Below are 22230 nucleotides of genomic sequence, written 5' to 3' on the forward strand. Positions count from 1 at the left end.
AGACAGGAAGAAGAACGTGCAAGAGGACAGGGTAGAGATCCGCGACGACACCGAGGGCATGGCCCTGGCCCTCGCCTGGGCCGCGAAAGGCATGTATATCACCGCGCCGAACCCCCGCATCGGCTGCGTGATCGTGCGCGACGGCATCGTGATCGGCGCCGGCCACACCCAGCCGGCCGGGCAGGCCCACGCCGAGATCCAGGCGATGCGCGATGCCGCCGCCCGCGGCAACGATGTGCGCGGCGCCACCGCCTACGTGACCCTGGAGCCATGCAGCCATCACGGCCGCACGCCGCCGTGTTCGAACGCGCTGGTGCAGGCGGGCGTCGGCCGCGTGGTGGCCGCCATGACCGATCCGAATCCCCTGGTCGCCGGCCGCGGCCTGGCCCAGCTGGAGGCGGCCGGCATCGCCGTCACCTCCGGCGTGCTGGCCGATGCCGCCCACGAACTCAATATCGGATTCTTCTCGCGCATGCGGCGCGGCCTGCCCTGGGTGCGCCTGAAGGTGGCCGCCAGCCTGGACGGCGCCACCGCACTGGATAGCGGCGAAAGCCAGTGGATCACCGGCCCGGACGCACGCGCCGACGGCCACGCCTGGCGCGCCCGCGCCCAGGCCATCCTCACCGGCATCGGCACCGTCAAGGCGGACGATCCGCAACTGACGGTGCGCGGCGTCGATACGCCCTTGCCGCCACGCCGCGTCATCGTCGACAGCCGCCTCGAGATCGACCTGAACGCACGCATCCTGCAGGGCGAACCGTGCTGGATCGTCGCCGCCGCCGATGCACCCGAGAAGGCCGCGGCCCTGCGCGCAGCGGGACACGAAGTCATCCATTTGCCGAACCCGAAGGGCAAGGTCGACCTGCCGGCCCTGATGCGCGAGCTCGGCCGGCGGGAAATCAACGAAGTGCACGTCGAGGCCGGCTCGAAGCTGAATGCCTCGATGGTGCGCGAAGGCTGCGTCGACGAGCTGCTGGTCTACCTGGCCCCGAGCCTCATCGGACCGGGGCAGGGCATGTTCGACCTGCCGCCGCTCGCCGCGCTCTCGGACAAACGCCAGCTGCGCTTCCACGACGTGGCGCGGGCCGGCGACGACATCCGCATCCTGGCCAGGTTCGCGCACCCCCATACCGACATCACTACGAAGGAATAAGCAGCATGTTTACTGGAATCGTCGCCGCCGTTGGCAACATCACCTCCGTCACCCCGCTCGAAGGCGGCTCGTTTGCCGGCGTGCGCCTGCAGATCGACGCCGGCCCGCTGCCCCTGGCCGACGTGGCCCTGGGCGACTCGATCGCCATCAACGGCGCCTGCATGACCGTGGTCGAGAAGACCGGCAACAGCTTCGCCGTGGACGTCTCGCGCGAAAGCCTCAGCAAGACCGTCGGCCTGGAAGGGGCGGGCGAAGTCAACCTGGAGAAGGCCCTGACCCTGGCCGAGCGCCTGGGCGGGCACCTGGTGTCCGGCCACGTCGATGGCCTGGGCACGGTGCACAGCTTCGAGCCGGTGGGCGAGTCGCGCGAACTCGTGATCGACGCGCCGTGGGAGCTGGCCAAGTTCCTGGCCTATAAGGGATCGATCGTCGTCAACGGTGTGTCCTTGACCGTGAACCGTGTCGAGGATGTGGCGGCGGAAGGCGGGAAGGTGTGCCGATTCTCGATCAACCTGATTCCGCATACGATCGAGGTCACCACGCTCAAGCACCTGAAGGCGGGGTCGAAGGTGAACCTGGAGATCGACCTGATCGCGCGCTACGTCGAGCGCATGCTGTCGGCGAAAGGCTGATTCGTAGGGTGGTCGGCTGCGCCGACCGCGCGTTCAAATCACGGAGGAGACCACGCGGCGCGAGTGCTCACCGTTGTGTTGAACGCGTGGGCGCGGGAGCGCCCACCCTACTATAATCAACCGCCCGGCGCCGGCTTGTCGGTATGCGCCGCCACCTGCGCGGGCGCCGTCGTTTCCGGATTCAACACCACCTGCACATAATTGCGCTCGTTGAAATAGCGCTGCGCAGCAAGGCGGATATCGTCGGCCGTCAAGGCCTGCACGCGCTTCTCGACATCGAGGATCGAGGCCGGGTCGGTGCCTTCGCTCAAGGCCGACTGCAGGTGTCCCAGCCAGTAACCGTTCTCGCGCAGCGAGCGGCGGTGGTTCTGGATCCAGTTGCTTTTCACCTTCTCCAGGTCGGCCGCATCCGGCCCCCGGGTCTGCAGGCGCTTGATCTCGGCAAAGGTCGTGGCCAGCACCTTGTCGACGTTCTCGGGCCCGGTCGGCAGGGTCACGCCGATCGAGTAGTTCCCGTACGGGATCTTGCTCAGCGCCCCGGTGGCGCCGCCGCCGTAGATCAGCGCCATCTGTTCGCGCAGCACGTCGATGATGCGGATGTTGGTCACTTCCAGCAGGGCCGACAGGCGCAGCTGCTCGGCTTCCGTGAATTCCGCCTGGCCCGTGAAGGTCAGCGAAATCGTGCTTTTTGGCTCGGTGCCGCTCTTGACTTCGCGCTTGACCACCCCCTTGGCCGGACGCAGGCCGACGTCGCGGTAGGCCACCGGGAGGTCGGGCGTCGGCAGGCTGCCGAGGTAGGTCGCCAGCAGGGGCTTGATGGCCGCCGGGTCGAAGCTGCCGACCAGGATGAAGGTCAGGTCCTTCGCGCTGGAGAAGCGCTGCTTGAAAATGTCGATGCTGCGGTCGAGGTCGATCTGCGCGTATTCCTCGGGCGTCAGGCTGCGCGGTGCGCGCGGGTGGTTGTTGTAAAGCGCCGCCATCACCGCGTCGCCGAAGCGCGTGCCCGGCTGGGCGGTCTGGTTGCGCGCCTGCTCGGCCTGCTTGCCGACGTAGGAGCGGAACAGGTCCTCGTCGCGGCGCACGCCGCTGAACTTCAGCCAGGTCAGCTGCAGCATGGTCTCGACGTCGGTGGCGCCCGAGGCGCCCACCACCACGTCGGTGTAGTTGGCCAGGCCCACGTTCACTTGCGCCGCCTTGCCGGCCAGGATCTTGCGCATGTCGAGCGGGGTGAACTCCTTCACGCCCATGCTGGCCACGATGGCGTTGGCGAAGCGCGCGTTCAGGATGTCCTGGTCGCCGAACAGGCTCTGGCCGCCGAAGCGGGCGGCGCTCATCATCACCTGGTCGTTGCGGAAGTCGGTCGGCTTGAGGATGACCTTCACGCCGTTGGAGAAGGTCAGGTGCGTCAGGCCGAGGGCCTTGTCCTGGGCCTGGGCGACGATGGTCCCCGCCTGGGGCGGCTTGTCCATCAGGCGCGCCGCCACGGCTTTTTCGTCGTGCCGGCTCACCTCGGCGCGCTGGGCCGCTTCCACGGTGGCGAGCAGCTGCTCGCCCTTCGGGGTGTCGGGACGGGTCACGCCCGTGTACAGCACCAGCTTGCCCGAGTCGGCCGGGATGGTGCGGCGCGCATAGGCATTCACTTCGTCCAGGGTGATGCCGGGCACCAGCTCCTTCACGTAGCGGTATTCGGTGTCGATGCCGGGAATCGCCTCCTGCTGCAGGAAGTTGCGGATGTATTCGGCGGCATAGGTGGCCGAGTCGCTCTTGGCGCGTTCGTTCCAGGCCTGCTCGTAGGTACGCATCAGGTTCTTCTTCATGCGCTCGAGCTCGGCCGCGCCGAAGCCGTAGCGGCGTGCGCGCTCGTTTTCCTCGACCAGGGCGGACAGGGCCACTTCGGCGCCGCGCGGTCCCAGCGCGGCCGAGGCGTTGTAGGAGCGGTAGCGCGGGGTGAGCTTGCCGAGCGAGCTGGAAGCGCCCATGAAGGGCGGTTCCGGCAGCTGCGACAGCTCCTGCAAGCGCTGGTTCAGCATGGCGGCGAACAGCGACTGCACCAGGTCGTCGCGGTAGGCGCGGATGGTGCCGGCTTCCTCGACCTTCTGCACCGGATAGCGGATCAGCACCGCGTTGCCGGTCGCCTCCTGGTCGGTGACGACCAGGGCCTGGGTCGACTGGCGCGCGGGAATCTCGGCATAGGCGCGCGGGCGCGAAGGCTGGGGGTTCTTCAAATGGGCGAAGTGCGATTTGACCAGCTTCTCGGCCTGGGCCGGGTCGATGTCGCCGACCACGACGACCGCCATCAGGTCGGGGCGGTACCAGTCGCGGTAGAAACGCTTCAGGGCCTCGGGCGTGAAGTTGCGCAGCACGTCCTCGGTGCCGATCGGCAGGCGCTCGGCGTACTTCGAGCCGTTGAAGATGGCCGGCATGATCTGCTTGCTCATGCGGTCCGAGGCGCCTTTGCCGAGGCGCAGCTCTTCCAGCACGATGCCGCGTTCCTTGTCGATCGTCTCGGGGTCGAAGCTCAGTCCGTGGGCCCAGTCTTCCAGCACCTGGAAGGCCTTGCTCACGTTTTCCTGCTTGTCGGTCGGGATCGGCAGGATGTAGACGGTCTCGTCGAAGGAGGTGTAGGCGTTCAGGTCGGCGCCGAAGCCGACGCCGATCGACTGCAGGTAGGACACCAGCTCGTGCTTGCGGAAATTGGTCGAGCCATTGAAGGCCATGTGCTCGACAAAGTGGGCCAGGCCGCGCTGGTCCTCGTCCTCGAGGATGGAGCCGGCCTTGACCACCAGGCGCAGCTCGAGCTTGCGCTCCGGGCGCGCATTCTTCTGGATGTAATAGCTCAGGCCATTGGCCAGCTTGCCGACCTTGACCTGCGGGCCGACCGGGATCGGAGCATCGAGGCGCAAGGGAACGGCGGTGGCCGCGGCCGCGGCCGTGGCGGACCCCTTGGCTACGGTGGCGCCAGCCGCGGCAGTGGCCGGCAGCTGCGCGCACAGCAGCGCGGCCAGGCAGAGGCCGCGCGTGAAGTTCTTGCTCATTGGTGATCCCTGGTTAGAAACTGGCGGACGAGCATGCATTCTACCGCGCGTGTCCGCCTTGCACTGTTGCGTTTGGGCAGGCCGTGAAAAAGGGGCGGTCAGACCGCCACGCGCCCCTTCGCCAGCAACTGCGCCATTTCGTGCGCCGGCACCGGACGGCTGTACAGATAGCCCTGCATCACGTCGCAGCCGATCAGGCCCAGGAAGTCGCGCTGCCCGATGGTTTCCACGCCCTCGGCCACGACGGACAGCGACAGGCCCTGGGCCAGGGCGATGGTGGCCTGGGCGATCGCGGCGCTGCGCTGCTCGGTGGTGATGTTGCGGACAAAGGTCTGGTCGATCTTGAGCTTGTCGAGCGGGAAGCGCGACAGGTAGCCGAGCGAGGAGTAGCCGGTGCCGAAGTCGTCCAGCGACAGCGACACGCCCATGGCGCGCAATTCCGCCATCTGCGCTTCCGCCGCGGCGCTGTCGCCCAGCATCACGCTCTCGGTCAGTTCCACTTCGAGGTAGCGCGGCGCCAGGCCGCTCTCCAGCAGCGCCTTCTGCACGATGCCGCTCACCGAGCCGGCCTTGAACTGGTTGGCCGAGACGTTGACCGCCACCTTCATGGGCGGCAGGCCGGCGTTTTGCCAGGCCTTGTTCTGGAAGCAGGCCTGGCGGATCACCCATTCGCCGATCGGGTGGATCAGGCCGGTGTCCTCGGCCAGCGGGATGAAGTCGCCCGGCGAGACCACGCCGATCTCGTCGCTCTTCCAGCGCAGCAGGGCTTCCATGCCGACCACATTGCCGTCGAGGCGGGAAATCTGCGGCTGGTAGTGCAGGGCCAGCTCGCCGCGCTCGATGGCGCGCCGCAGCCGGGTTTCCAGCGCCAGCCAGCGCAGGGCCTGGGCATTCATCTCGCCCTTGAAGAAGCGGAAGCCGTTGCGTCCGGATTTCTTCATGTCGCCCAGGGCCGCGTCGGCCGCCTTGAGCAGGTCGCCGGGCGCCGCGCCGTCGCGCGGGAAGATGCTGATGCCGACGCTGCCGGTCACCACCACGTCGTGCCCGCCCACCGTGTGCGGCTGGGCGATGGCGTCGATCAGGCGCCGCGCGGCCAGGATGATGTCTTCGTTGTCATGGCAGCTGGTGAGCAGCAGCACGAACTCGTCGCCGGACAGGCGCGCCAGGGTGTCGGTCGGACCGGCGATGGCGTTGACCCGCTGGGCCACTTCGCGCAGCACGGCGTCGCCGGCCGCATGGCCCAGGCTGTCGTTGATGCGCGAGAGCCGGTCGACATTGAACAGCAGCAGCGCCAGTTCGCCGTCGCCCTGGCGCGCCGCCGCGATCGCCTGTTGCAAACGGTCGTTGAACAGGGAGCGGTTCGGCAGCAGGGTCAGGGCGTCGTGGTTCGACAGGAAGTCGAGCTGGTGATGGGCGGCCTTCAGGGCCGACAGGTCGGTCGACACCGAGACATAGGCCGTCAGATTGCCGCCGTCGTCGTGCACCGCGCTGATGCTGGTGCGTTCGGGATAGACTTCGCCGTTCTTGCGGCGGTTCCAGATCTCGCCGCGCCATTGACCGTCCTTTTCCAGGCAGTTCCACATCTCGCGGTAGAAGGTGGCGTCGTGCCGGCCCGAGCGCAGGATGCGCGGATTCAGGCCCATGACCTCGGCCTCGCGGTAGCCGGTGATCTGCTCGAAGGCCGGGTTGACCGCCACGATATTTGCTTCGGCATCGGTCATCAGGATGCCTTCCTGGGTGCTGTCGAAGACCTGGCGCGCCAATTCGAGCCGGTGCTCGCTCTCGCGCAGGGCGGCGTCGGCGTCGGCGCGCGCCAGGGCCTCGAGCTGCAGCTGGGAGGCGTGGCGCTGGACCACGTCGTACAGGTTCAGGTTCTCGTAGGCGACCGCCAGCTGGGCGGCCAGGGCCGTGGCCCAGCGCTCTTCTTCCTCGGTGAAGGCCGGCGCGCCGGGATGACGGGCGCAGTAGAGCCAGCCGAGTGGGTGCTGCAGGTCGTGTACCTGCAGGCCGAGGAAGCTGCCGACGCCCGGATGGCCGGCCGGCAGGCTGGCCAGCAGGGTATCGCCCTCGGAGAGCCGCAGCGGCGCGCGGGCGCGCATCAGCACGCCCGGCAGGCGCATCTCGTCGCGCGCATGGTTTTCGAACAGGCCGGTGTCGAGCGACCAGGCGTCGAGATGGCGCACGTTGCGCTCGTTGCGGTCGATCAGGCACAGGGCCGCATGGTCTGCATGGAGGACGCGCCGCGCGGCATCCAGGAAGGAGGCGGCCAGGGTCTCGACGCGGCGCTCGCCGATCAGGGCCAGGCACATGCGCTCGAGTTCGCCCAGGCGGGCGCACAGGTCGAAGGGCAGGGCGCGCTCGCGCTCCTGCGCCTCGGGTGGCGCCGCAATCGATTCTGCCCCGCCCAGTTCTGCATTGACGGCTTCGAGAATCTGGTGCGCATCGGCCGGCTTGGGCAGCACGGTCGCCACGCCGCAGCGTGCAGCCATGGCCTGCGTTTCACGTTCGGCGTACACAGCCGAAAAGAAAATCACGCGCGTAGCGCGAATGTCCGGATCGTTTCGAATATGCTGCACCAACTCGTAGCCATCCATGATCGGCATCAGGATGTCGGTGATGACCAGTTCCGGACGTTCGCTGCGCACCAGCGCCAGGGCCTGGGCGCCGTCTTCCGCTTCCAGCAGGCGATGGCCGGTGTAAGCTAGCAGCGCGTTCAGGAAGACGCGATTGCTCGGCCGATCGTCGACGATCAAAATCGTGGCCATCAGCGTCGCCATCCCGTGGAGTGCGCGGGATAGCCGCTGGAGTGTGGAACTACCGCCATGGCAACTCCGAAGAATGGCTGCAAATCGCCGGGCACATGCCGCAGCGGGCTTTCCAACCGCAATGTCTTAATCATAATCGAGTCAAGCGTAAGCACGCCACAACATAGGATTCGTGGCATGCGGGACGGGTGAGCTTAACAATTATGTGTGAACAAATGTACGCAAATTATTGCACGTTGCTTTGGAGCAACAGTCATTGACGGATACGCAGAGCCGTGCTTGGTGAGAATGTATCGGCTTCCGCTTGAACGGCGGTAAATCCTTTAAAATAGCGGATTACGCAAAATCCCGAGGAATCCGTATGTCTATTTCCAGCACCGAGGAAATCGTTGCCGAACTGCGCGCAGGGCGCATGGTCATTCTCGTCGACGAGGAAGACCGCGAGAACGAAGGCGACCTGGTGCTTGCCGCTGACTTCGTCACCCCGGAAGCGATCAACTTCATGATCCGCCATGCGCGCGGCCTGGTCTGCCTGACACTCACCGAAGAGCGCTGCGACCAGCTGGCGCTGCCGATGATGACTTCCAAAAACGGCACCTCCTTCGGCACCAACTTCACGGTGTCGATCGAAGCGGCCGAGGGCGTGACCACCGGCATCTCGGCGGCCGACCGTGCGCGCACCATCCAGGTGGCCGTGAACAAGGGCACGACCCCGGACGACCTGGTGCAGCCGGGCCACATCTTCCCGCTGCGCGCCCAGAACGGCGGCGTCCTGATGCGCGCCGGCCATACCGAAGCCGGCTGCGACCTGACCGCGATGGCCGGCCTGACCCCGGCCTCGGTGATCTGCGAGATCATCAAGGAAGACGGCACCATGGCGCGCCTGCCGGACCTGATCGAATTCGCCAGGGAACACAATCTGAAGATCGGCACCATCGCCGACCTGATCCACTACCGCAGCCAGAACGAAAGCCTGGTCGAGCGCGTGGCCGAGCGGCCCCTGCATACCGTGCACGGCGACTTCCGCCTGGTCGCCTACCGCGACAAGCCGAGCGGCTCGGCCCACCTGGCCCTGGTGCACGGCGAACCGTCGCCGGAGAAGGAAGCCCTGGTGCGCGTGCACCAGCCGGTGTCGCTGCTGGACGTGCTGGGCAACTGCGCCAGCACCCACTCCTGGGACCTGGCCTCGGCCATGAAGGCGATCCAGGCCAGCGACAACGGCGTGATCGTGCTGCTCAATGCCGGCGAGAGCGCGGACCAGCTGTTCGCCCAGTTCGCCCCGCGCGACACCAGCGCACGCAGCGCCCGCGCGGCCTCGATGGATCTGCGCACCTACGGCATCGGCGCGCAGATCCTGCGCAACCTGGGCGTCGGCAAGATGCAGCTGCTGGCCAATCCGCGCAAGATGCCCTCGATGACCGGCTTCGACCTGGAAGTGACGGGCTACCTGCCGCAGCCGGCTGCCTGACGCGGCGCGCCGCCAGAACAAATCACACTACTATATACACACATACAAAGAAGAGGCCAGCCATGACGGTACCAACTTTTGAAAGCAATCTGGCGGGCGAAGGCCTGCGCATCGGGATCGTACAGGCCCGCTTCAATGCCGACATCGGCCACGGCCTGCTGTCGTCCTGCCTGGCGGAACTCAAGCGCCTGGGCGTGGCCGACGAGGACATTCTCCACATCACGGTGCCGGGCGCCCTGGAAGCGCCGCTGGCGCTGCAGAAGCTGGCCGAAAGTCAGCAGTTCGACGCGCTGATCGCGCTCGGCGCGGTGATCCGTGGCGAGACCTATCACTTCGAGCTGGTCTCGAACGAATCCGGCGCCGGCATCACCCGCATCGGCCTGGACTACGGCATGCCGATCGCCAACGCGATCCTCACCACCGAGAACGACGAGCAGGCCGAAGCGCGCATGGCCGAGAAGGGCGCCGACGCGGCCCGCGTGGCGGTCGAGATGTCGAACCTGATGTTCGCGCTGGAAGAGCTGCAGCCCGAAGAAGAATAAGGAAGAGAGAAGAATGACCGACAAGACCACCCACGCCAACCCGAGCAAGAACCGCACGCCGCGCCACCGCGCGCGCGAGTTCGCGCTGCAGGGCCTGTACCAATGGCTGCTCAACAATGAGCCGGCCCGCACCGTCGTGACCAACATCCGCGGCGCCCACGGCTTCGACAAGGCCGACGGCGAGTTCTTCAGCGAACTGCTGAACGGCGCCATCGCGACCTCGGTCGAGCTGCGCGAAGTCATCGCCCCGCTGATCGACCGCGGCATCGCCGAGCTCTCGCCGATCGAACACGGCGTGCTGCTGCTGGGCGCCTACGAGCTGAAGAACCACCCGGAGATTCCGTATCGCGTCGTGATCAACGAGGCGGTCGAGCTGACCAAGTCCTTCGGCGGCATCGACGGCCACAAGTACGTCAATGGCGTGCTGGACAAGCTGGCCGGCAGCCTGCGCCCGGACGAGGTCGGGGCCGACGCGAAGCGCTGACCCGCAGCTGCTCTCTGTATATATGGAGGAAAGCCACCGTGGCACTGCCCGGTGGCTTTTGCTTTTGTAGGGTGGGCGGCTTGTCCGCCCACGCATTCACATCACGCGAGCGGGCCTGCGGGCATGGGTTGAACGCGCGGTCGGCCGAGCCGACCACCCTTGTATCTTGTTCTCATTGGTGGTTAGCTACTGCCAATTGAGGTGAAGACCAGCTTGAGACCACCCTTAAGGCTCGACCTTGGAAGGTAGTTCAAGCCCTTCACCTCGTTCCCACACCATACCAAACACTGGACGGTAGCCAAGGGCTCTGACCCTGTATGCACAAGGAGAGTGGGTGTGATGACCGAGAACACAAGGAGAACAGATGTATTACCTGGGCGTAGACGTTGCCAAAGCCAAGCTTGATTGCATGCTGCTCGATTCGTCGAATGGCAAATTGAAATCGAAGTCGATCGCAAACACCTCTGCCGGATTTGTCCAGTTGCTGGACTGGCTGGACAAGCAGAAGGCCGACAGGGTGCATGTGGTGATGGAACCGACCGGGATGTATCACGAAAACGCCGCCCTGGCGCTGGCCGACGCGGGCCTGGTGGTATCTCTCGTCAACCCGGCCCAGCTGCGCGCATTCGCACAAGGCTTGGGCGTTAAGACCAAAAATGACAGGGCCGATAGCGCGGTGCTGGCCAGATATGGCGCCACGCAGAAACCTGCTCCATGGCAGCCGCCATCGCAATCAGCGCGGCGCCTCAAAGCATTGTTGGCGCGCCGTGACGCTGTCGCCGACGACCTGCAGCGCGAGCGAAATCGCCAGGAAGCGAACAATTTCAGTCCTGTCCCCGAGGCCGTCGGGGAATCGATTGCTCAGACGATTACCTTCCTCGAGGCTGAACTGAAGCGGCTCGAGAAGATGATTGCCGAGCATATCGACAGCGATCCGGATTTGCGCAACAAGAAAGAACTGCTCGAGACCATTCCTGGAGTTGGGCCGCGCGTTGCTGGCCATATGACGGCGCCGTTTGCAGGACGAACGTTTGATCGTGCCGAGCAACTGGCAGCCTATCTGGGCCTTGTCCCTGTAGAGTGGCAGTCCGGAACGTCGGTGCGAGGTCGCCCACGAATGTCCAAGGCAGGCCCCGCTTATCTGAGTAAAGTGCTCTATATGCCAGCCGTCGTTGCACGACGCTGCAATCCACACATTAAGGCACTCAACGACCGACTACTCGCCAAAGGCAAATCCAAGATGGCCGCTATCGGCGCCGCCATGCGTAAGCTGGCGCACTTGTGCTTTGGTGTCATCCACACCGGCAAGCCCTACGATCCAAAATTTGCGATGTAGGGCTTGACGGACAAGACGGTATCTACGAAAAGCGCTTTTCGAACCAATGGTCGGCGTAGGGATTGTCGTTGTACGCCGCGATCTCGACGTAACCGTTCTATATATAGAGCGCATGAGCCTCCGGCAGGTGCCGGATCGTATCCAGCCGCAGCACCCGCACACCGGCCGCCACCGCCTGCGCTTCCAGCGCCGCCAGCAGCTGCCTGGCGAGCCCCAAGCCGCGCGCATGCGGCGCCACCACATCCTTTTCAGTTCCCCGAAGCCCTGTTCCTGCACTTTGAGCGCCCCGCAACCCACCGCGCTCCCATTCAGCCGCGCGAGCAGGAACCATCCTGAGGGCGGCGCCAGCTCCTCGGGATTGGCCGAAAAACTGGCCGCCGGGTCGAATCCGGTGTCGAAGCGCTCCTGCAGTTCGTCTAAGTAGTGCGCCACGCAGGCGCGCGCCTCGCCGCCCGCCGGGTCGGCCGCCTCGATCGTGATGTCCGCACAAGGCTCCCGTGTGGCAACAGGCCTGAAATGGGGCGGCTGAGGAATATCGTCGCTTTCCATCGTCCAGACTGTAGTCAGGTATTCACTGCGGGTCAAACGAGCCCATGACCAGGCAAGGAGAGAGCAAACATGGTTTTATTTACGATGCCTGGCGGCCCGGTGGCGTCTTCCAGTCAAATGTCACACCCTGCGGCGCAGCAGGGTGAGGCCGCCGAGTCCTGCCAAGAGCAGCAATATGGTGGCCGGTTCCGGAACCGAGCTAATTTCAAGCAGTTTGATCTCTACAGTAGTGCCGTACACACGGTCCCAGGCCACGTGGTCGTAGTGGAATAGGCTCAGGTCGAGATTAGCACTCGTAAAGTCCTGGAATCCTCGAGGTACGCGAAAATCATTGAAGGCCGTATCGTCGGCGTAGAGATCAATGTGTGCCGAAAGCACATGCTGACTGTCGAGATCTTTGCGGCCTGCGGCGATCAGCCGATCGTAATAGGTTTCGCCGGTGAGCCAGCCGTCATTTGTAATCTGAATATTTTCCGCTTCCCAGGTTGAAGCTGCAGTGTTGAAAGCCGTCGACGCTGTCAGCTTGAAGGTAAGCGAGGGGTACAGCATCCACGCATATTGTGGATTCCGCTCCTCGAGCGGGGCAGCCTCGTTGTCGAAACTGAATTCTCCCCAAAACTGATCGCCTTCCTTCAGCAGGCCGTTGAACAGGGCCGCATGATTTGGATCGCCGGAAACGGCCCAGCGCGTAGGCGTTCCGAATTTTCCAGTAAAAGCGTAGGTGACAACCTTGGCTTGCGCCATGCCAAAGCTGAGAGCGAGTAACAACGCGGCAATTATTTTCATGTTTTAGCGTCAAATAAACTCATACTATATTTCCGATGTTGAAATTATGTCAAGTCTGTCCGCGAGTTTATGCTTGCAGGGTTGTACCCCAAAAATAGGAAGCCGAAAGAAAAAGCCACCGTCATGCGGTGGCCGAGAGGAGTGTTTTCTGCCGGCTTACAGGGTGGCCAGCGTTTCCGAACCGTGGTTCTCGGTCGGAGCCGGCGCTGGAGCCGGGGCAGGGGTCTCGACCGGCTTGGCGCTCGGCGACTGCTTGACCACGATCGGCGCCGGAGCTGCCGGGCGCGTGGTGGTCGGCACCTTCTGGCCGCGCGCCACCTGTTTCAGGCGCTTGTATTCGGCCAGCACTTTCGCGCCGTAGCCGGAATCGCTTTCCATGTCGGCGGCGCCGACGTAGGTCTTCAGGCCGCCTTCGACGGAGCCGGTGCGCTTGACGTAGTCCTTCAGGATCAGGGCGCCGACCTTGATGTTGGCGACCGGATTCAGGGCCGCCTGCTGGCCGCCGACTTCCTCGAACTTGTCATGGTGAACCTTGGCCATGACCTGCATCAAGCCCTTCGCGCCCATCGGGCTCTCGGCGAAAGGGTTCAGGCCCGATTCGATCGCCATCACGGCGAGGATCAGGAGCGGATCCAGCTTGACCTCGTGCGCCGTCATGTAGGCGGTCGAGACCAGCATGTTGGCGGCATCGCTGGCGACGCGGTAGCGCTTGCTCAGCCAGGAGGTGACCCATTGCTGCTGCTTGCTGTTGCCGAGATGGTGGGTGTCGGCATGACTCGTTTCCACCGCTTCGGTCAGGGCAACCGGCATGATTGCGGCCGCAGGCGCGCCAGGGGCGACGGCGACGATTTCAGGCTGGGGATCCAGCACGTCCGAGACGCGCTTGGCGACGTCTTCGTTGGTATACAGCAGCGCCAGCATGGCGATGGCGGAAAGACCGAATACGGTCAGGGTGTTGCGTGCGGTGTTTGCGAAACCGCGTGCCGCTTTGCCAATGGAAGACCATGTGACTGGCTGGCTGGCCATGGATTGCACGAACCTTGCGCTCGTGATGAAACGATGGATCATCGAATTCCCCTTTGTCGCGGCAAAAAGAGCTCCTGTCACAGCGCCTAAGCGCGGTGTCGGACTATGCCGTGCATCAGAAATATCGTAGGTCGCCGCGTCGCGGCCGACTAACGCCGTCATTGCTTTGCTTCAGCTGGCTGCTAAAAACCCAGGCGGGTGGAACCAGTGGCTCAACAACTGTCTCGGGGGGATTAGGACAGACGTCCTGTGAAAACACTCCTCAAAATGTCATGTGGGGCCCCGACCCCGTGAATGCATGAGAACAGCTAGAATCATGTCAGATAGACTTGCCTGCCTCATCAAGTAGGACGGATTCTAGTGGCTCCTTTATACCAAGTCAACCCTAGCACGATCCGCTCTTATTACTTTTAGTTCTGATTGCCAAAGCGAAATTTTAGAAAAGCTTAACAAATCAGATACTTGGCATGGTGCCTTGAACAAGCTTCTACTGACGAGATAACGATCAAAACTTGATGAAATATTCAGATTTGCGGGACTTTATGGCGCAGCTCGAGCGAATGGGCGAGCTCAAGCATGTTGGCGTACCGGTGTCGCCCCACCTCGAGATGACGGAAATCTGCGACCGGACCCTGCGTGCCGAAGGTCCGGCGCTGCTGTTCGAGAAGCCGACGGGGCACAGCATCCCCGTGCTGGGCAACCTGTTCGGCACCCCGCGCCGGGTGGCGCTGGGCATGGGCGCCGAGAGCATCGACGAACTGCGCAATATCGGCCACGTGCTGGCGCGCCTGAAGGAGCCGGAGCCGCCCAAGGGCTTCAAGGACATCATGGGCCTGGGCTCGCTCGTGAAAGCCGTGTGGGACATGGCCCCTAAAGAAATACGCGGCGCGCCCTGCCAGGAAATCGTATGGGAAGGCCAGGACGTCGACCTGGGCAAGTTGCCGATCCAGCACTGCTGGCCGGGCGACATCGCGCCATTGATTACCTGGGGCCTGGTGATCACCAAGGGTCCGAACAAGAAGCGCCAGAACCTGGGCATCTACCGCCAGCAGGTGCTGGGGCCGAACAAGGTGATCATGCGCTGGCTGGCCCACCGCGGCGGCGCGCTCGACTTCCGCGAGCACGCGCTGGCCAATCCGGGCAAACCCTATCCGGTGGCGGTGGCGCTGGGCGCCGACCCGGCCACCATCCTGGGCGCGGTCACGCCGGTGCCGGACAGCCTGTCCGAATACCAGTTCGCCGGCCTGCTGCGCGGCCAGCGCACCGTGCTGACGAAAGCCATCGGCAGCGAGCTGCGCGTGCCCGCGTCCGCCGAGATCGTCCTTGAAGGGCATATCTACCCGGATGCGAGCCACCCCTCCGGCTTCGAGCATGCGCTGGAAGGACCGTATGGCGACCACACCGGCTATTACAATGAGCAGGACAGCTTCCCGGTATTCACCATCGACCGCATCACCATGCGGCGCGACCCCATCTATCACTCGACCTACACGGGCAAGCCGCCGGACGAGCCGGCCGTGCTGGGCGTGGCGCTGAACGAGGTCTTCATTCCGCTGCTGCAGAAGCAGTTCAGCGAGATCACCGACTTCTACCTGCCGCCCGAGGGCTGCAGCTACCGCATGGCGGTGGTGCAGATGAAGAAGCAGTACGCCGGCCACGCCAAGCGCGTGATGTTCGGGGTCTGGAGTTTTTTGCGCCAGTTCATGTATACCAAGTTCATCGTGGTGGTGGACGAGGACGTCGACGTGCGCGACTGGAAAGAGGTGATCTGGGCCATCACGACCCGGGTCGATCCGACCCGCGACACGGTCATGGTCGACAACACCCCGATCGACTACCTCGACTTCGCCTCGCCGATCAGCGGCCTGGGCAGCAAGATGGGCATCGACGCCACCAACAAGTGGCCGGGCGAGACCAACCGCGAGTGGGGCACGCCGATCGAGATGACGCCGGAAGTGAAGGCGCGCATCGACGGGCTGTGGGGACAGCTCGGGATTTAAATGCAGGATGGTCGGCAGAGCCGACCATCCTGCGAATTCACACAAGCGCCAACGTCAGGTATAATGAGCGCTGGCGGGCCCCTGCGCATTGCGGCATGGTTTACCTGGTCAGGTCGGGAACGAAGCAGCCAAAGCCGTTCACCGCAAGTGCCGCAGATCAGGCTCGCCTCTTTATCTTCCTCCTGTTTCACACTTCCCCTGTTTGAACGATCCGCAGCAGCCCGGCTGTTCGATCGCGTCCGCAGAATCCGCGTTGTTGACAGGCATGCCTCGGATAGTTCGCCCCGGCCGCCAACTGCGGTAAAATCCGGGTATGTCCTATCAAGTCCTCGCCCGCAAATACCGTCCCAAGAACTTCGAAACGCTGGTCGGCCAGGAGCACGTCGTTCGTGCACTGACCCATGCGTTGAAAACGGGCCGCCTGCACCACGCCTACCTGTTCACGGGCACGCGCGGGGTCGGCAAGACCACGCTGTCGCGCATCCTGGCCAAGTCGCTCAACTGCGTGGGCCCGGACGGGCAGGGCGGCATCACGGCCGAACCCTGCGGCGTGTGCGAAGCCTGCCGCGCGATCGATGCCGGCCGTTTTGTGGACTACATCGAGATGGACGCGGCCTCGAACCGCGGCGTGGACGAGATGGCCCAGCTGCTGGAGCAGGCGGTGTACGCGCCGAGCAATGCGCGCTTCAAGGTCTACATGATCGACGAGGTGCACATGCTCACCAACCACGCCTTCAACGCCATGCTGAAGACGCTGGAAGAACCGCCGCCGCACGTCAAATTCATCCTCGCGACTACCGACCCGCAGAAGATCCCGGTCACGGTGCTGTCGCGCTGCCTGCAGTTCAACCTGAAGCAGATGCCGCCGGGCCACATCGTGGGCCACCTCGAGAACATCCTCGGCCAGGAAGGCGTGACCTACGAGCAGCCGGCCCTGCGCCTGCTGGCGCAAGGCGCCCACGGCTCGATGCGCGACGCGCTGTCGCTGACCGACCAGGCGATCGCCTATGCCGCCGGCCAGGTGACGCTCGATGCCGTGCAGGGCATGCTGGGCGCGCTCGACCAGTCCTACCTCGTGCGCCTGCTGGACGCGCTGCTGGCCCAGGACGGCGCCGACCTGATGGCGGTGGCCGACGAGATGGCCAGCCGCAGCCTGTCCTATAACGGCGCGCTGCAGGACCTCGGCACCCTGCTGCACCGGATCGCGCTGGCGCAGTCCGTGCCCTCGGCCGTGCCGCAGGACCTGCCGGAACTGAACGACATCCTGCGCCTGGCCCAGGCCTTCGACGCGCAGGAAGTGCAGCTGTATTACCAGATCGCCGTGCACGGCCGTAACGAGATCGGCCTGGCGCCGGACGAGTACGCCGGTTTCACCATGACCCTGCTGCGCATGCTCGCCTTCCGTCCGGGGCAGGGCGGCGCCGAGCAGCCGGCCGCGGCGCCGGCTCCGGCCATGGCGGCCGGCGCCGGTCCGGGCGCACGCGCGGCGGCAGTCGCTGCGGCCAGCCATGCGGCGGTCGCCCCTGCCCGTCAGGCGCCGCCCGCCCAGGCAGCGGCGCCGGCGCCCGCCGCTCCGGCAGCACCGGCCGCACCGGCGCCCGCCATGACCTCGGCCAGGGCCGCCATCAATGCGGCGCTGGAAGCTGCGCGCGCAGCATCGGGCCGCCCGGGCGGCGGAGGCGCGAAGCCACGCCCCGAGGCGCCGCCGCCTGCGCAAGCGGCAGCAGCGCCTGCCCCCGCGCCGGCCCCGAGCGCGCCGCCGCCGGCCCCTGGTCCTTCGGCCGCCATGCAGGCGGCGCCGGCGGGCCGTCCGGCTCAGGGACCGGCATCCGCGCCACCCTGGGAACAGGCGCAGCCGCAGGCCGTTCAGCCTCAGCAACAGCAGCCGCAGGCGCGCATGCCGCAGGCCCCGGCCGAAGACGAGCCGCCTTCCTGGGTCACCGAGTTTTCCGACGACACGGCCGTTGCCGCCGATGCGCCGGCCGTGGTGACGGCGCCGGCGCCGGCGCAACAGCGCGCGCCGGCCGCGCCGCCGCACGCCTACGTCGTCACGCCGGTCCCGGCCATCGGCTGGGACGGCAACTGGCCGGCCCTGGCCGCCGGCCTGCCGCTGCGCGGCGTGGCCCAGCAGCTGGCGCTGCAGACCGAACTCATCGAATGCGTGGCGCACGAGCAGGCCGCGACCTTCAAACTGCGCGTGCCGGTCGATACCCTGCGCGCCAGCGGCAACAGCGAGAAGCTCACCGCCGCGTTGCAGGAGCACTTCCCGCAGGTGCGGATCTCGCTCGACACCGAGATCGGCCCGACCTGGTACACGGCGGCCGCCGAAGCCAAGGCCGCGCGCGAGGAACGCCAGCGCCAGGCCGAAGCCCTGGTCGCCGGCGATCCCTTCGTGCAGGCCATGGAACGCACCTTCGGCGCCTTCGTCGTGCCGGGCTCGGTGAAGCCGGCCGCCGCCTGAAATAATACGAATAACCCATCAGAACTTTTGGAGAAACGACCATGATGAAAAACCAGCTCGCAGGCTTGATGAAACAGGCGCAGGCCATGCAGGACAATATGAAGAAGGCGCAGGAGCAGCTGGCTCAGATCGAAGTCGAAGGCCAGTCGGGCGCGGGCCTGGTGAAGGTCGTGATGACCTGCAAGAACGACGTCAAGCGCGTCACCATCGACCCCTCGCTGCTGGGCGACGACCGCGACATGCTGGAAGACCTGGTGGCGGCCGCCTTCAACGACGCCGTGCGCAAGGCCGAAGCCACCGCCAGCGAAAAGATGAGCGGCCTGACCGCCGGCATGCCGCTGCCGCCTGGCTTCAAGATGCCGTTCTGAGGCAGGGAACGAATCCATGTCGCGATCGCTCGACTTCCTGACCGAAGCACTTCGGCGCCTGCCCGGCGTCGGTCCGAAGTCGGCGCAGCGCATGGCCTTCCACCTGCTGCAGCATGACCGCGAAGGCGCGGCCATGCTGTCGCGCGCCCTGTACCAGGCGGTGGACACGGTCCACCACTGCGCCATGTGCAATACCTTCGCCGACACCGAGGTGTGCGAGCTGTGCGCCGACGAGTCGCGCGACCGCACGCTGCTGTGCGTCGTCGAGACCCCTGCCGACCAGATGATGATCGAGCAGACCCTCACGTACAAAGGCCTGTACTTCGTGCTGATGGGACGGCTCTCGCCGCTCGACGGCATCGGCCCGCGCGACCTGCACCTCGATAAGCTCATCGGGCGCGCGGCGGACGGTGTCGTGCACGAAGTCGTGTTGGCGACCAATTTCACCAACGAGGGCGAAGCGACCGCCCACTACATCAGCGAGATGCTCAAGGCGCGCGGCCTGACAGTCAGCCGCCTGGCGCGCGGCGTGCCCGTCGGCGGCGAGCTCGAGTATGTCGACGCGGGCACGATAGCGCGCGCCATGCTCGATCGCCGCAGCGCATAATGGTTCGCATGACGGCCACGTAGCATCTCCGCGCCGCGCCATCGTGCGTGTGCGCAAACCCGGTCCGCGGGCGGCTGCTATGGTGGCGCTTTCAGCGGACCGTCCATGCACCTTGTCGACATCACGATGTTCTATGCCGCCGAAGGGGGCGGCGTCAGCACCTACCTCAACGCGAAGGCGCGCTGGCTGGCTGGTCTCGGCTGGGCGCGTCATACGATCTTCAGTCCCAACGTCAGCGAAAGCGATGCCGATGACGGCGAAGGCGAGGGCGCACCCACGCTGGTGCGCGTTCCCGCCGTCACGCTGCCGGGCATCCACGGCTACCGCATGCCCCTGTCCGTCGCGGCCGCGGTGCGCCTGCTGCGCGCCGCCCGGCCCGATCTCGTCGAGGCGGGCGACGCCGGCCACTGCGCCTGGGCCGCGCTGCGGATGCAGCAGCGGCTCGGCATTCCCGCCGTCGCCTTCTATCATTCCGACCTGCCGCGCCTGGTGGAAAACCGCTTCGGCCACGCCATCTCGCAAGGCAGCTGCAAATACCTGGCCCACCTCTACCACGAGTTCGACCTGGTGCTGGCGCCGAGCCGGCTGATGGTGCACCAGTTGCACGACATGGGCGTGGCCCACGCCCTGCACCAGCCGCTCGGCATCGACAGCGAGATCTTCCACCCGAGCCGGCGCCGCGACACGCTGCGCCGCGAGCTCGGCTTGCCGGGCGACATGCGCCTGCTGGTGTACGCCGGGCGTTTCACCGCGGACAAGAAGCTGCCGCTCCTGATCGACGCCGCGCGCCAGCTGGGGCCGCGCTACCACCTGCTGCTGGTCGGCGGCGGCGCCGAGCTGCCGCGCCATCCGCATGTGAGCTTCATGCCCTTCCAGCGCGACCAGCGGGCGCTGGCGGGCGTGCTGGCCAGCTGCGACCTGCTGGTGCACCCGGGCGACTGCGAGACCTTCGGCCTGATCGTGCTCGAAGCGATGGCCTGCGGCCTGCCGGTGGTCGCCACCACCGGCGGCGGCGTGGCCGAGCTGGTGGACGAACAGACCGGCATCCTCGCGCGGCCCAACGACGCCGACAGCCTCGCCGGCGCCATCGAGGCGATCTACGCGCGCGACATGGGGCGGCTGGGCGCCCAGGCGCGCCGCAAGGCGCAGGAGCAGTACGACTGGCGCCAGGTCTTCCCCCAGCTGATGCACCGTTACGGCAGCCTGCTGGCGGCCCGCGCGGGCACGCGGCACGCGCTGGACCGGGTCTGTGTCACCGACTGAGACAGCGGCAGGGCCCCCCCACGGCGATGCCTGCTTGCGGGACGGGGGCTTGCCGGCGCTGTGCATCTCGATCCATGACGTCGCACCGGCCACCTGGGACGATTGCGCCGGCCTGGCGCAGGCCATCCGCGCCGTTGCCGACGTGCCGCTGACCTGGCTGGTGGTGCCGCACTATCACCGCGGCGGCGGAGACCTGCGCAAGATGGAAGCGGGGCTGGATGCGCTTCTCGCGCGCGGCGACGAGCTGGCGCTGCATGGCCTGGCGCACCTGGACACGGGGCCACCCGCAGGTGGGTGGCGAGAGCGGTTTCTGCGGGAAAGGTATAGCCGGGAAGGGGAGTTCGCCGCCCTGGATGCCGGCGAGGCGGCGCGCCGCATCCGGCTGGGCCTGGACTGGTTCGCGGAGCGCGGCTGGCCCGTGCGCGGCTTCGTGCCGCCGGCCTGGCTGATGGGCGAGGGCGCCTGGGAGGCGCTGCGCACCTTCGACTTCGACTATACGACCACGTTCGGCCGCTTCCACCTGCTGCGCGCGCATGCGTCGGAGGTCGCGCCGGACATCGCGCTCACAGCCTCATCCGCAGCGGCCTCGCTGTGGTCGCCTTCCCTGGTGTACGCCGCCCGGAACCGCCTCGGCCGGCTGGCTTCGCCCTTGCTGGCGGATGCCTTGGCACTGCTGCTGGCGCGGCGTCCGCTGATCCGCCTCAGCCTGCATCCGCCCGACCTGCACCATCCACGCCTGCTGCGTCATGCCCAGGCCGCAGTGGCGCGGCTGCTGGATGGCCGCACGGCCATGACCAAGGCGGACTTTGCCGGGCGCCTGCTGGCTGCCGGCACGATGGCAAGCGGCAAGCTTACCAGTACGGACCCCAGAAGCCGCCTCCACGCCAGCCACGCGGACCGTAGCCGCCATGATAGGACGGGCCATAGCGCCTGACTTCGTCGCGCGTGCTCAGCTGCAGCACGCATTCGCGCCATGGGTCGCTGTTGGGAGCGTAGCCCAGGCGGGTGCAGGCCGGTCCGTAGATCGCCATCAGGTCGGCCATTTCCGCCTGCAGGCGTTCGGCGCGCTGCTGCGGGGTGGAACAGGCTGCCAGCAGGAGGGGCAGGACCAGTATGGGAAGAGCTCTGATACGCATGATGTTCTCCTGTATTCGCCGTCCTGGCGATCGGGTTCATGATTTGCTTCCAGTATAGGCCGCACGTTCATCATTTGCCCTGCCTATCTTAATCGTGCGTGCGCAAAACCGGGTCATCGAAGCACCGCATCCGCGAGCTCTCTCCTCTGTCGAATTCCTCCTGTAGGCATTGCCTGACAAAGCGATGGGATTGCCGCAGCCGGCTACCGGATTCCGTGCCGCCATCCCATGTGATAGCCGGACTGCTCGTCCAGCTCGGCCCGCGAACTGCGTTCGACAACGCAGTAACGCCAGGGTTCGGTATCGGGCGCATTGCCGAGCCGGGCGCAGGCGGGGCCATGCAGCGCCATGCGCTGTTCCATGGCGGCCCGTGCCCGCTCTGCGCGCCGTTCCGGCGTGCTGCACGCGGACGCGACCAGCGCCAACGTGAGCACCAAGCATTGCAACAGCGACGGTCGCATCATCATCTCCCATGCCGCCGTCCTGGCGGCGCACTTCAGCATCGTGTCCTGACCCGGTGTCCGTGTGAGGTAAATCAATCGCGCTGGGAAGGTGATCACAAGTCTGTTCGCCGGGGAAATCAATTTTCTGGCAAGATACGCCCCCTAAAAACAAGGAG

The 22230-nt window shown here is 65.8% G+C and carries 20 protein-coding genes and 1 other RNA gene; 14 read left to right on the plus strand and 7 right to left on the minus strand.

Going from position 1 to position 22230, the window contains the following annotated elements; genetic code table 11:
- Nucleotides 1–58 precede the first annotated feature (58 nt).
- The gene (ribD, locus tag ACQ7JA_RS01305; protein WP_430894503.1) at nucleotides 59–1153 is read left to right on the plus strand and encodes a bifunctional diaminohydroxyphosphoribosylaminopyrimidine deaminase/5-amino-6-(5-phosphoribosylamino)uracil reductase RibD; all 1095 of its coding nucleotides are present in this window, start codon (nucleotides 59–61) and stop codon (nucleotides 1151–1153) included.
- A gap of 5 nt (nucleotides 1154–1158) precedes the next feature.
- Nucleotides 1159–1785 (plus strand): riboflavin synthase, encoded by a 627-nt coding sequence (locus tag ACQ7JA_RS01310; RefSeq protein WP_430894107.1) that lies wholly within the window; start codon nucleotides 1159–1161, stop codon nucleotides 1783–1785.
- A gap of 116 nt (nucleotides 1786–1901) precedes the next feature.
- Here the strand turns inward: ACQ7JA_RS01310 and ACQ7JA_RS01315 are convergent, their stop codons facing one another.
- Both ACQ7JA_RS01315 and ACQ7JA_RS01320 read right to left on the minus strand, forming a co-directional pair.
- Nucleotides 1902–4820 carry a M16 family metallopeptidase gene (locus tag ACQ7JA_RS01315; RefSeq protein WP_430894108.1) on the minus strand — a complete coding sequence of 973 codons (2919 nt, stop codon included), beginning with the start codon at nucleotides 4818–4820 and terminating at the stop codon, nucleotides 1902–1904.
- Between the two features lie 98 nt (nucleotides 4821–4918).
- A complete protein-coding gene (locus ACQ7JA_RS01320; protein WP_430894109.1) occupies nucleotides 4919–7585 on the minus strand; it encodes a two-component system response regulator in 2667 nt (888 codons plus the stop codon).
- A 361-nt stretch (nucleotides 7586–7946) separates the two neighbouring features.
- Between ACQ7JA_RS01320 and ribBA the strand changes: the two genes are divergently transcribed.
- The 4 genes from ribBA (at nucleotide 7947) to ACQ7JA_RS01340 (ending at nucleotide 11415) form a co-directional block, all read left to right on the plus strand.
- Entirely contained in the window at nucleotides 7947–9053 is a 1107-nt protein-coding gene (ribBA, locus tag ACQ7JA_RS01325; protein ID WP_430894110.1) for a bifunctional 3,4-dihydroxy-2-butanone-4-phosphate synthase/GTP cyclohydrolase II, read from the plus strand.
- Nucleotides 9054–9115: 62 nt separating this feature from the next.
- Nucleotides 9116–9595, plus strand: a complete 480-nt coding sequence (ribH, locus tag ACQ7JA_RS01330; RefSeq protein WP_430894111.1) for a 6,7-dimethyl-8-ribityllumazine synthase — start codon at nucleotides 9116–9118, stop codon at nucleotides 9593–9595.
- A gap of 13 nt (nucleotides 9596–9608) precedes the next feature.
- On the plus strand, nucleotides 9609–10079 hold the full coding sequence (gene nusB, locus ACQ7JA_RS01335) for a transcription antitermination factor NusB (RefSeq protein ID WP_430894112.1): 471 nt from the start codon (nucleotides 9609–9611) through the stop codon (nucleotides 10077–10079).
- A 364-nt stretch (nucleotides 10080–10443) separates the two neighbouring features.
- Nucleotides 10444–11415: an IS110 family transposase gene (locus ACQ7JA_RS01340; RefSeq protein ID WP_430894113.1), complete on the plus strand. Its 972-nt coding sequence runs from the start codon at nucleotides 10444–10446 to the stop codon at nucleotides 11413–11415.
- Nucleotides 11416–11512: 97 nt separating this feature from the next.
- Here ACQ7JA_RS01340 and ACQ7JA_RS01345 read toward each other — a convergent pair whose 3' ends face one another.
- The 3 genes from ACQ7JA_RS01345 to ACQ7JA_RS01355 form a co-directional block, all read right to left on the minus strand.
- A complete protein-coding gene (locus ACQ7JA_RS01345; RefSeq protein ID WP_430894114.1) occupies nucleotides 11513–11656 on the minus strand; it encodes a GNAT family N-acetyltransferase in 144 nt (47 codons plus the stop codon).
- Between the two features lie 428 nt (nucleotides 11657–12084).
- Complete coding sequence (locus ACQ7JA_RS01350) at nucleotides 12085–12750, minus strand: PEP-CTERM sorting domain-containing protein (protein ID WP_430894115.1); 666 nt, start codon at nucleotides 12748–12750, stop codon at nucleotides 12085–12087.
- Nucleotides 12751–12906: 156 nt separating this feature from the next.
- Nucleotides 12907–13818, minus strand: a complete 912-nt coding sequence (locus ACQ7JA_RS01355) for a transglycosylase SLT domain-containing protein (protein ID WP_430894116.1) — start codon at nucleotides 13816–13818, stop codon at nucleotides 12907–12909.
- Nucleotides 13819–14291: 473 nt separating this feature from the next.
- On the opposite strand from ACQ7JA_RS01355, the gene ubiD reads away from it, so the two are divergent.
- From ubiD to ACQ7JA_RS01390, 7 genes are all read left to right on the plus strand, one after another.
- Nucleotides 14292–15776, plus strand: coding sequence for a 4-hydroxy-3-polyprenylbenzoate decarboxylase (gene ubiD / locus ACQ7JA_RS01360; RefSeq protein WP_430894117.1), 1485 nt, complete (start codon nucleotides 14292–14294; stop codon nucleotides 15774–15776).
- 72 nt (nucleotides 15777–15848) lie between these two features.
- An RNA gene (gene ffs / locus ACQ7JA_RS01365) (signal recognition particle sRNA small type) lies at nucleotides 15849–15947 on the plus strand.
- A gap of 142 nt (nucleotides 15948–16089) precedes the next feature.
- Nucleotides 16090–18237: a DNA polymerase III subunit gamma/tau gene (locus tag ACQ7JA_RS01370; RefSeq protein ID WP_430894118.1), complete on the plus strand. Its 2148-nt coding sequence runs from the start codon at nucleotides 16090–16092 to the stop codon at nucleotides 18235–18237.
- Nucleotides 18238–18278: 41 nt separating this feature from the next.
- Nucleotides 18279–18605: a YbaB/EbfC family nucleoid-associated protein gene (locus tag ACQ7JA_RS01375; RefSeq protein ID WP_121561271.1), complete on the plus strand. Its 327-nt coding sequence runs from the start codon at nucleotides 18279–18281 to the stop codon at nucleotides 18603–18605.
- Between the two features lie 16 nt (nucleotides 18606–18621).
- A complete protein-coding gene (recR, locus tag ACQ7JA_RS01380) occupies nucleotides 18622–19212 on the plus strand; it encodes a recombination mediator RecR (RefSeq protein ID WP_430894119.1) in 591 nt (196 codons plus the stop codon).
- 105 nt (nucleotides 19213–19317) lie between these two features.
- Entirely contained in the window at nucleotides 19318–20475 is a 1158-nt protein-coding gene (locus tag ACQ7JA_RS01385; protein ID WP_430894120.1) for a glycosyltransferase, read from the plus strand.
- 34 nt (nucleotides 20476–20509) lie between these two features.
- Nucleotides 20510–21409: a DUF2334 domain-containing protein gene (locus ACQ7JA_RS01390; protein WP_430894121.1), complete on the plus strand. Its 900-nt coding sequence runs from the start codon at nucleotides 20510–20512 to the stop codon at nucleotides 21407–21409.
- On the opposite strand, the gene ACQ7JA_RS01395 is transcribed toward ACQ7JA_RS01390, so the two are convergent.
- On the minus strand, nucleotides 21327–21611 hold the full coding sequence (locus ACQ7JA_RS01395; RefSeq protein WP_430894122.1) for a hypothetical protein: 285 nt from the start codon (nucleotides 21609–21611) through the stop codon (nucleotides 21327–21329). The two genes, ACQ7JA_RS01390 and ACQ7JA_RS01395, sit on opposite strands and share 83 nt — an antisense overlap.
- Before the next feature lie 203 nt (nucleotides 21612–21814).
- Nucleotides 21815–21973: a hypothetical protein gene (locus tag ACQ7JA_RS01400; protein ID WP_430894123.1), complete on the minus strand. Its 159-nt coding sequence runs from the start codon at nucleotides 21971–21973 to the stop codon at nucleotides 21815–21817.
- On the opposite strand from ACQ7JA_RS01400, the gene ACQ7JA_RS01405 reads away from it, so the two are divergent.
- Complete coding sequence (locus ACQ7JA_RS01405; protein WP_430894124.1) at nucleotides 21972–22124, plus strand: hypothetical protein; 153 nt, start codon at nucleotides 21972–21974, stop codon at nucleotides 22122–22124. The two genes, ACQ7JA_RS01400 and ACQ7JA_RS01405, sit on opposite strands and share 2 nt — an antisense overlap.
- The last annotated feature ends 106 nt before the right edge of the window (nucleotides 22125–22230 follow it).

Source organism: Massilia sp. BKSP1R2A-1 (assembly GCF_050586525.1).
Classification (GTDB): domain Bacteria; phylum Pseudomonadota; class Gammaproteobacteria; order Burkholderiales; family Burkholderiaceae_D; genus Telluria.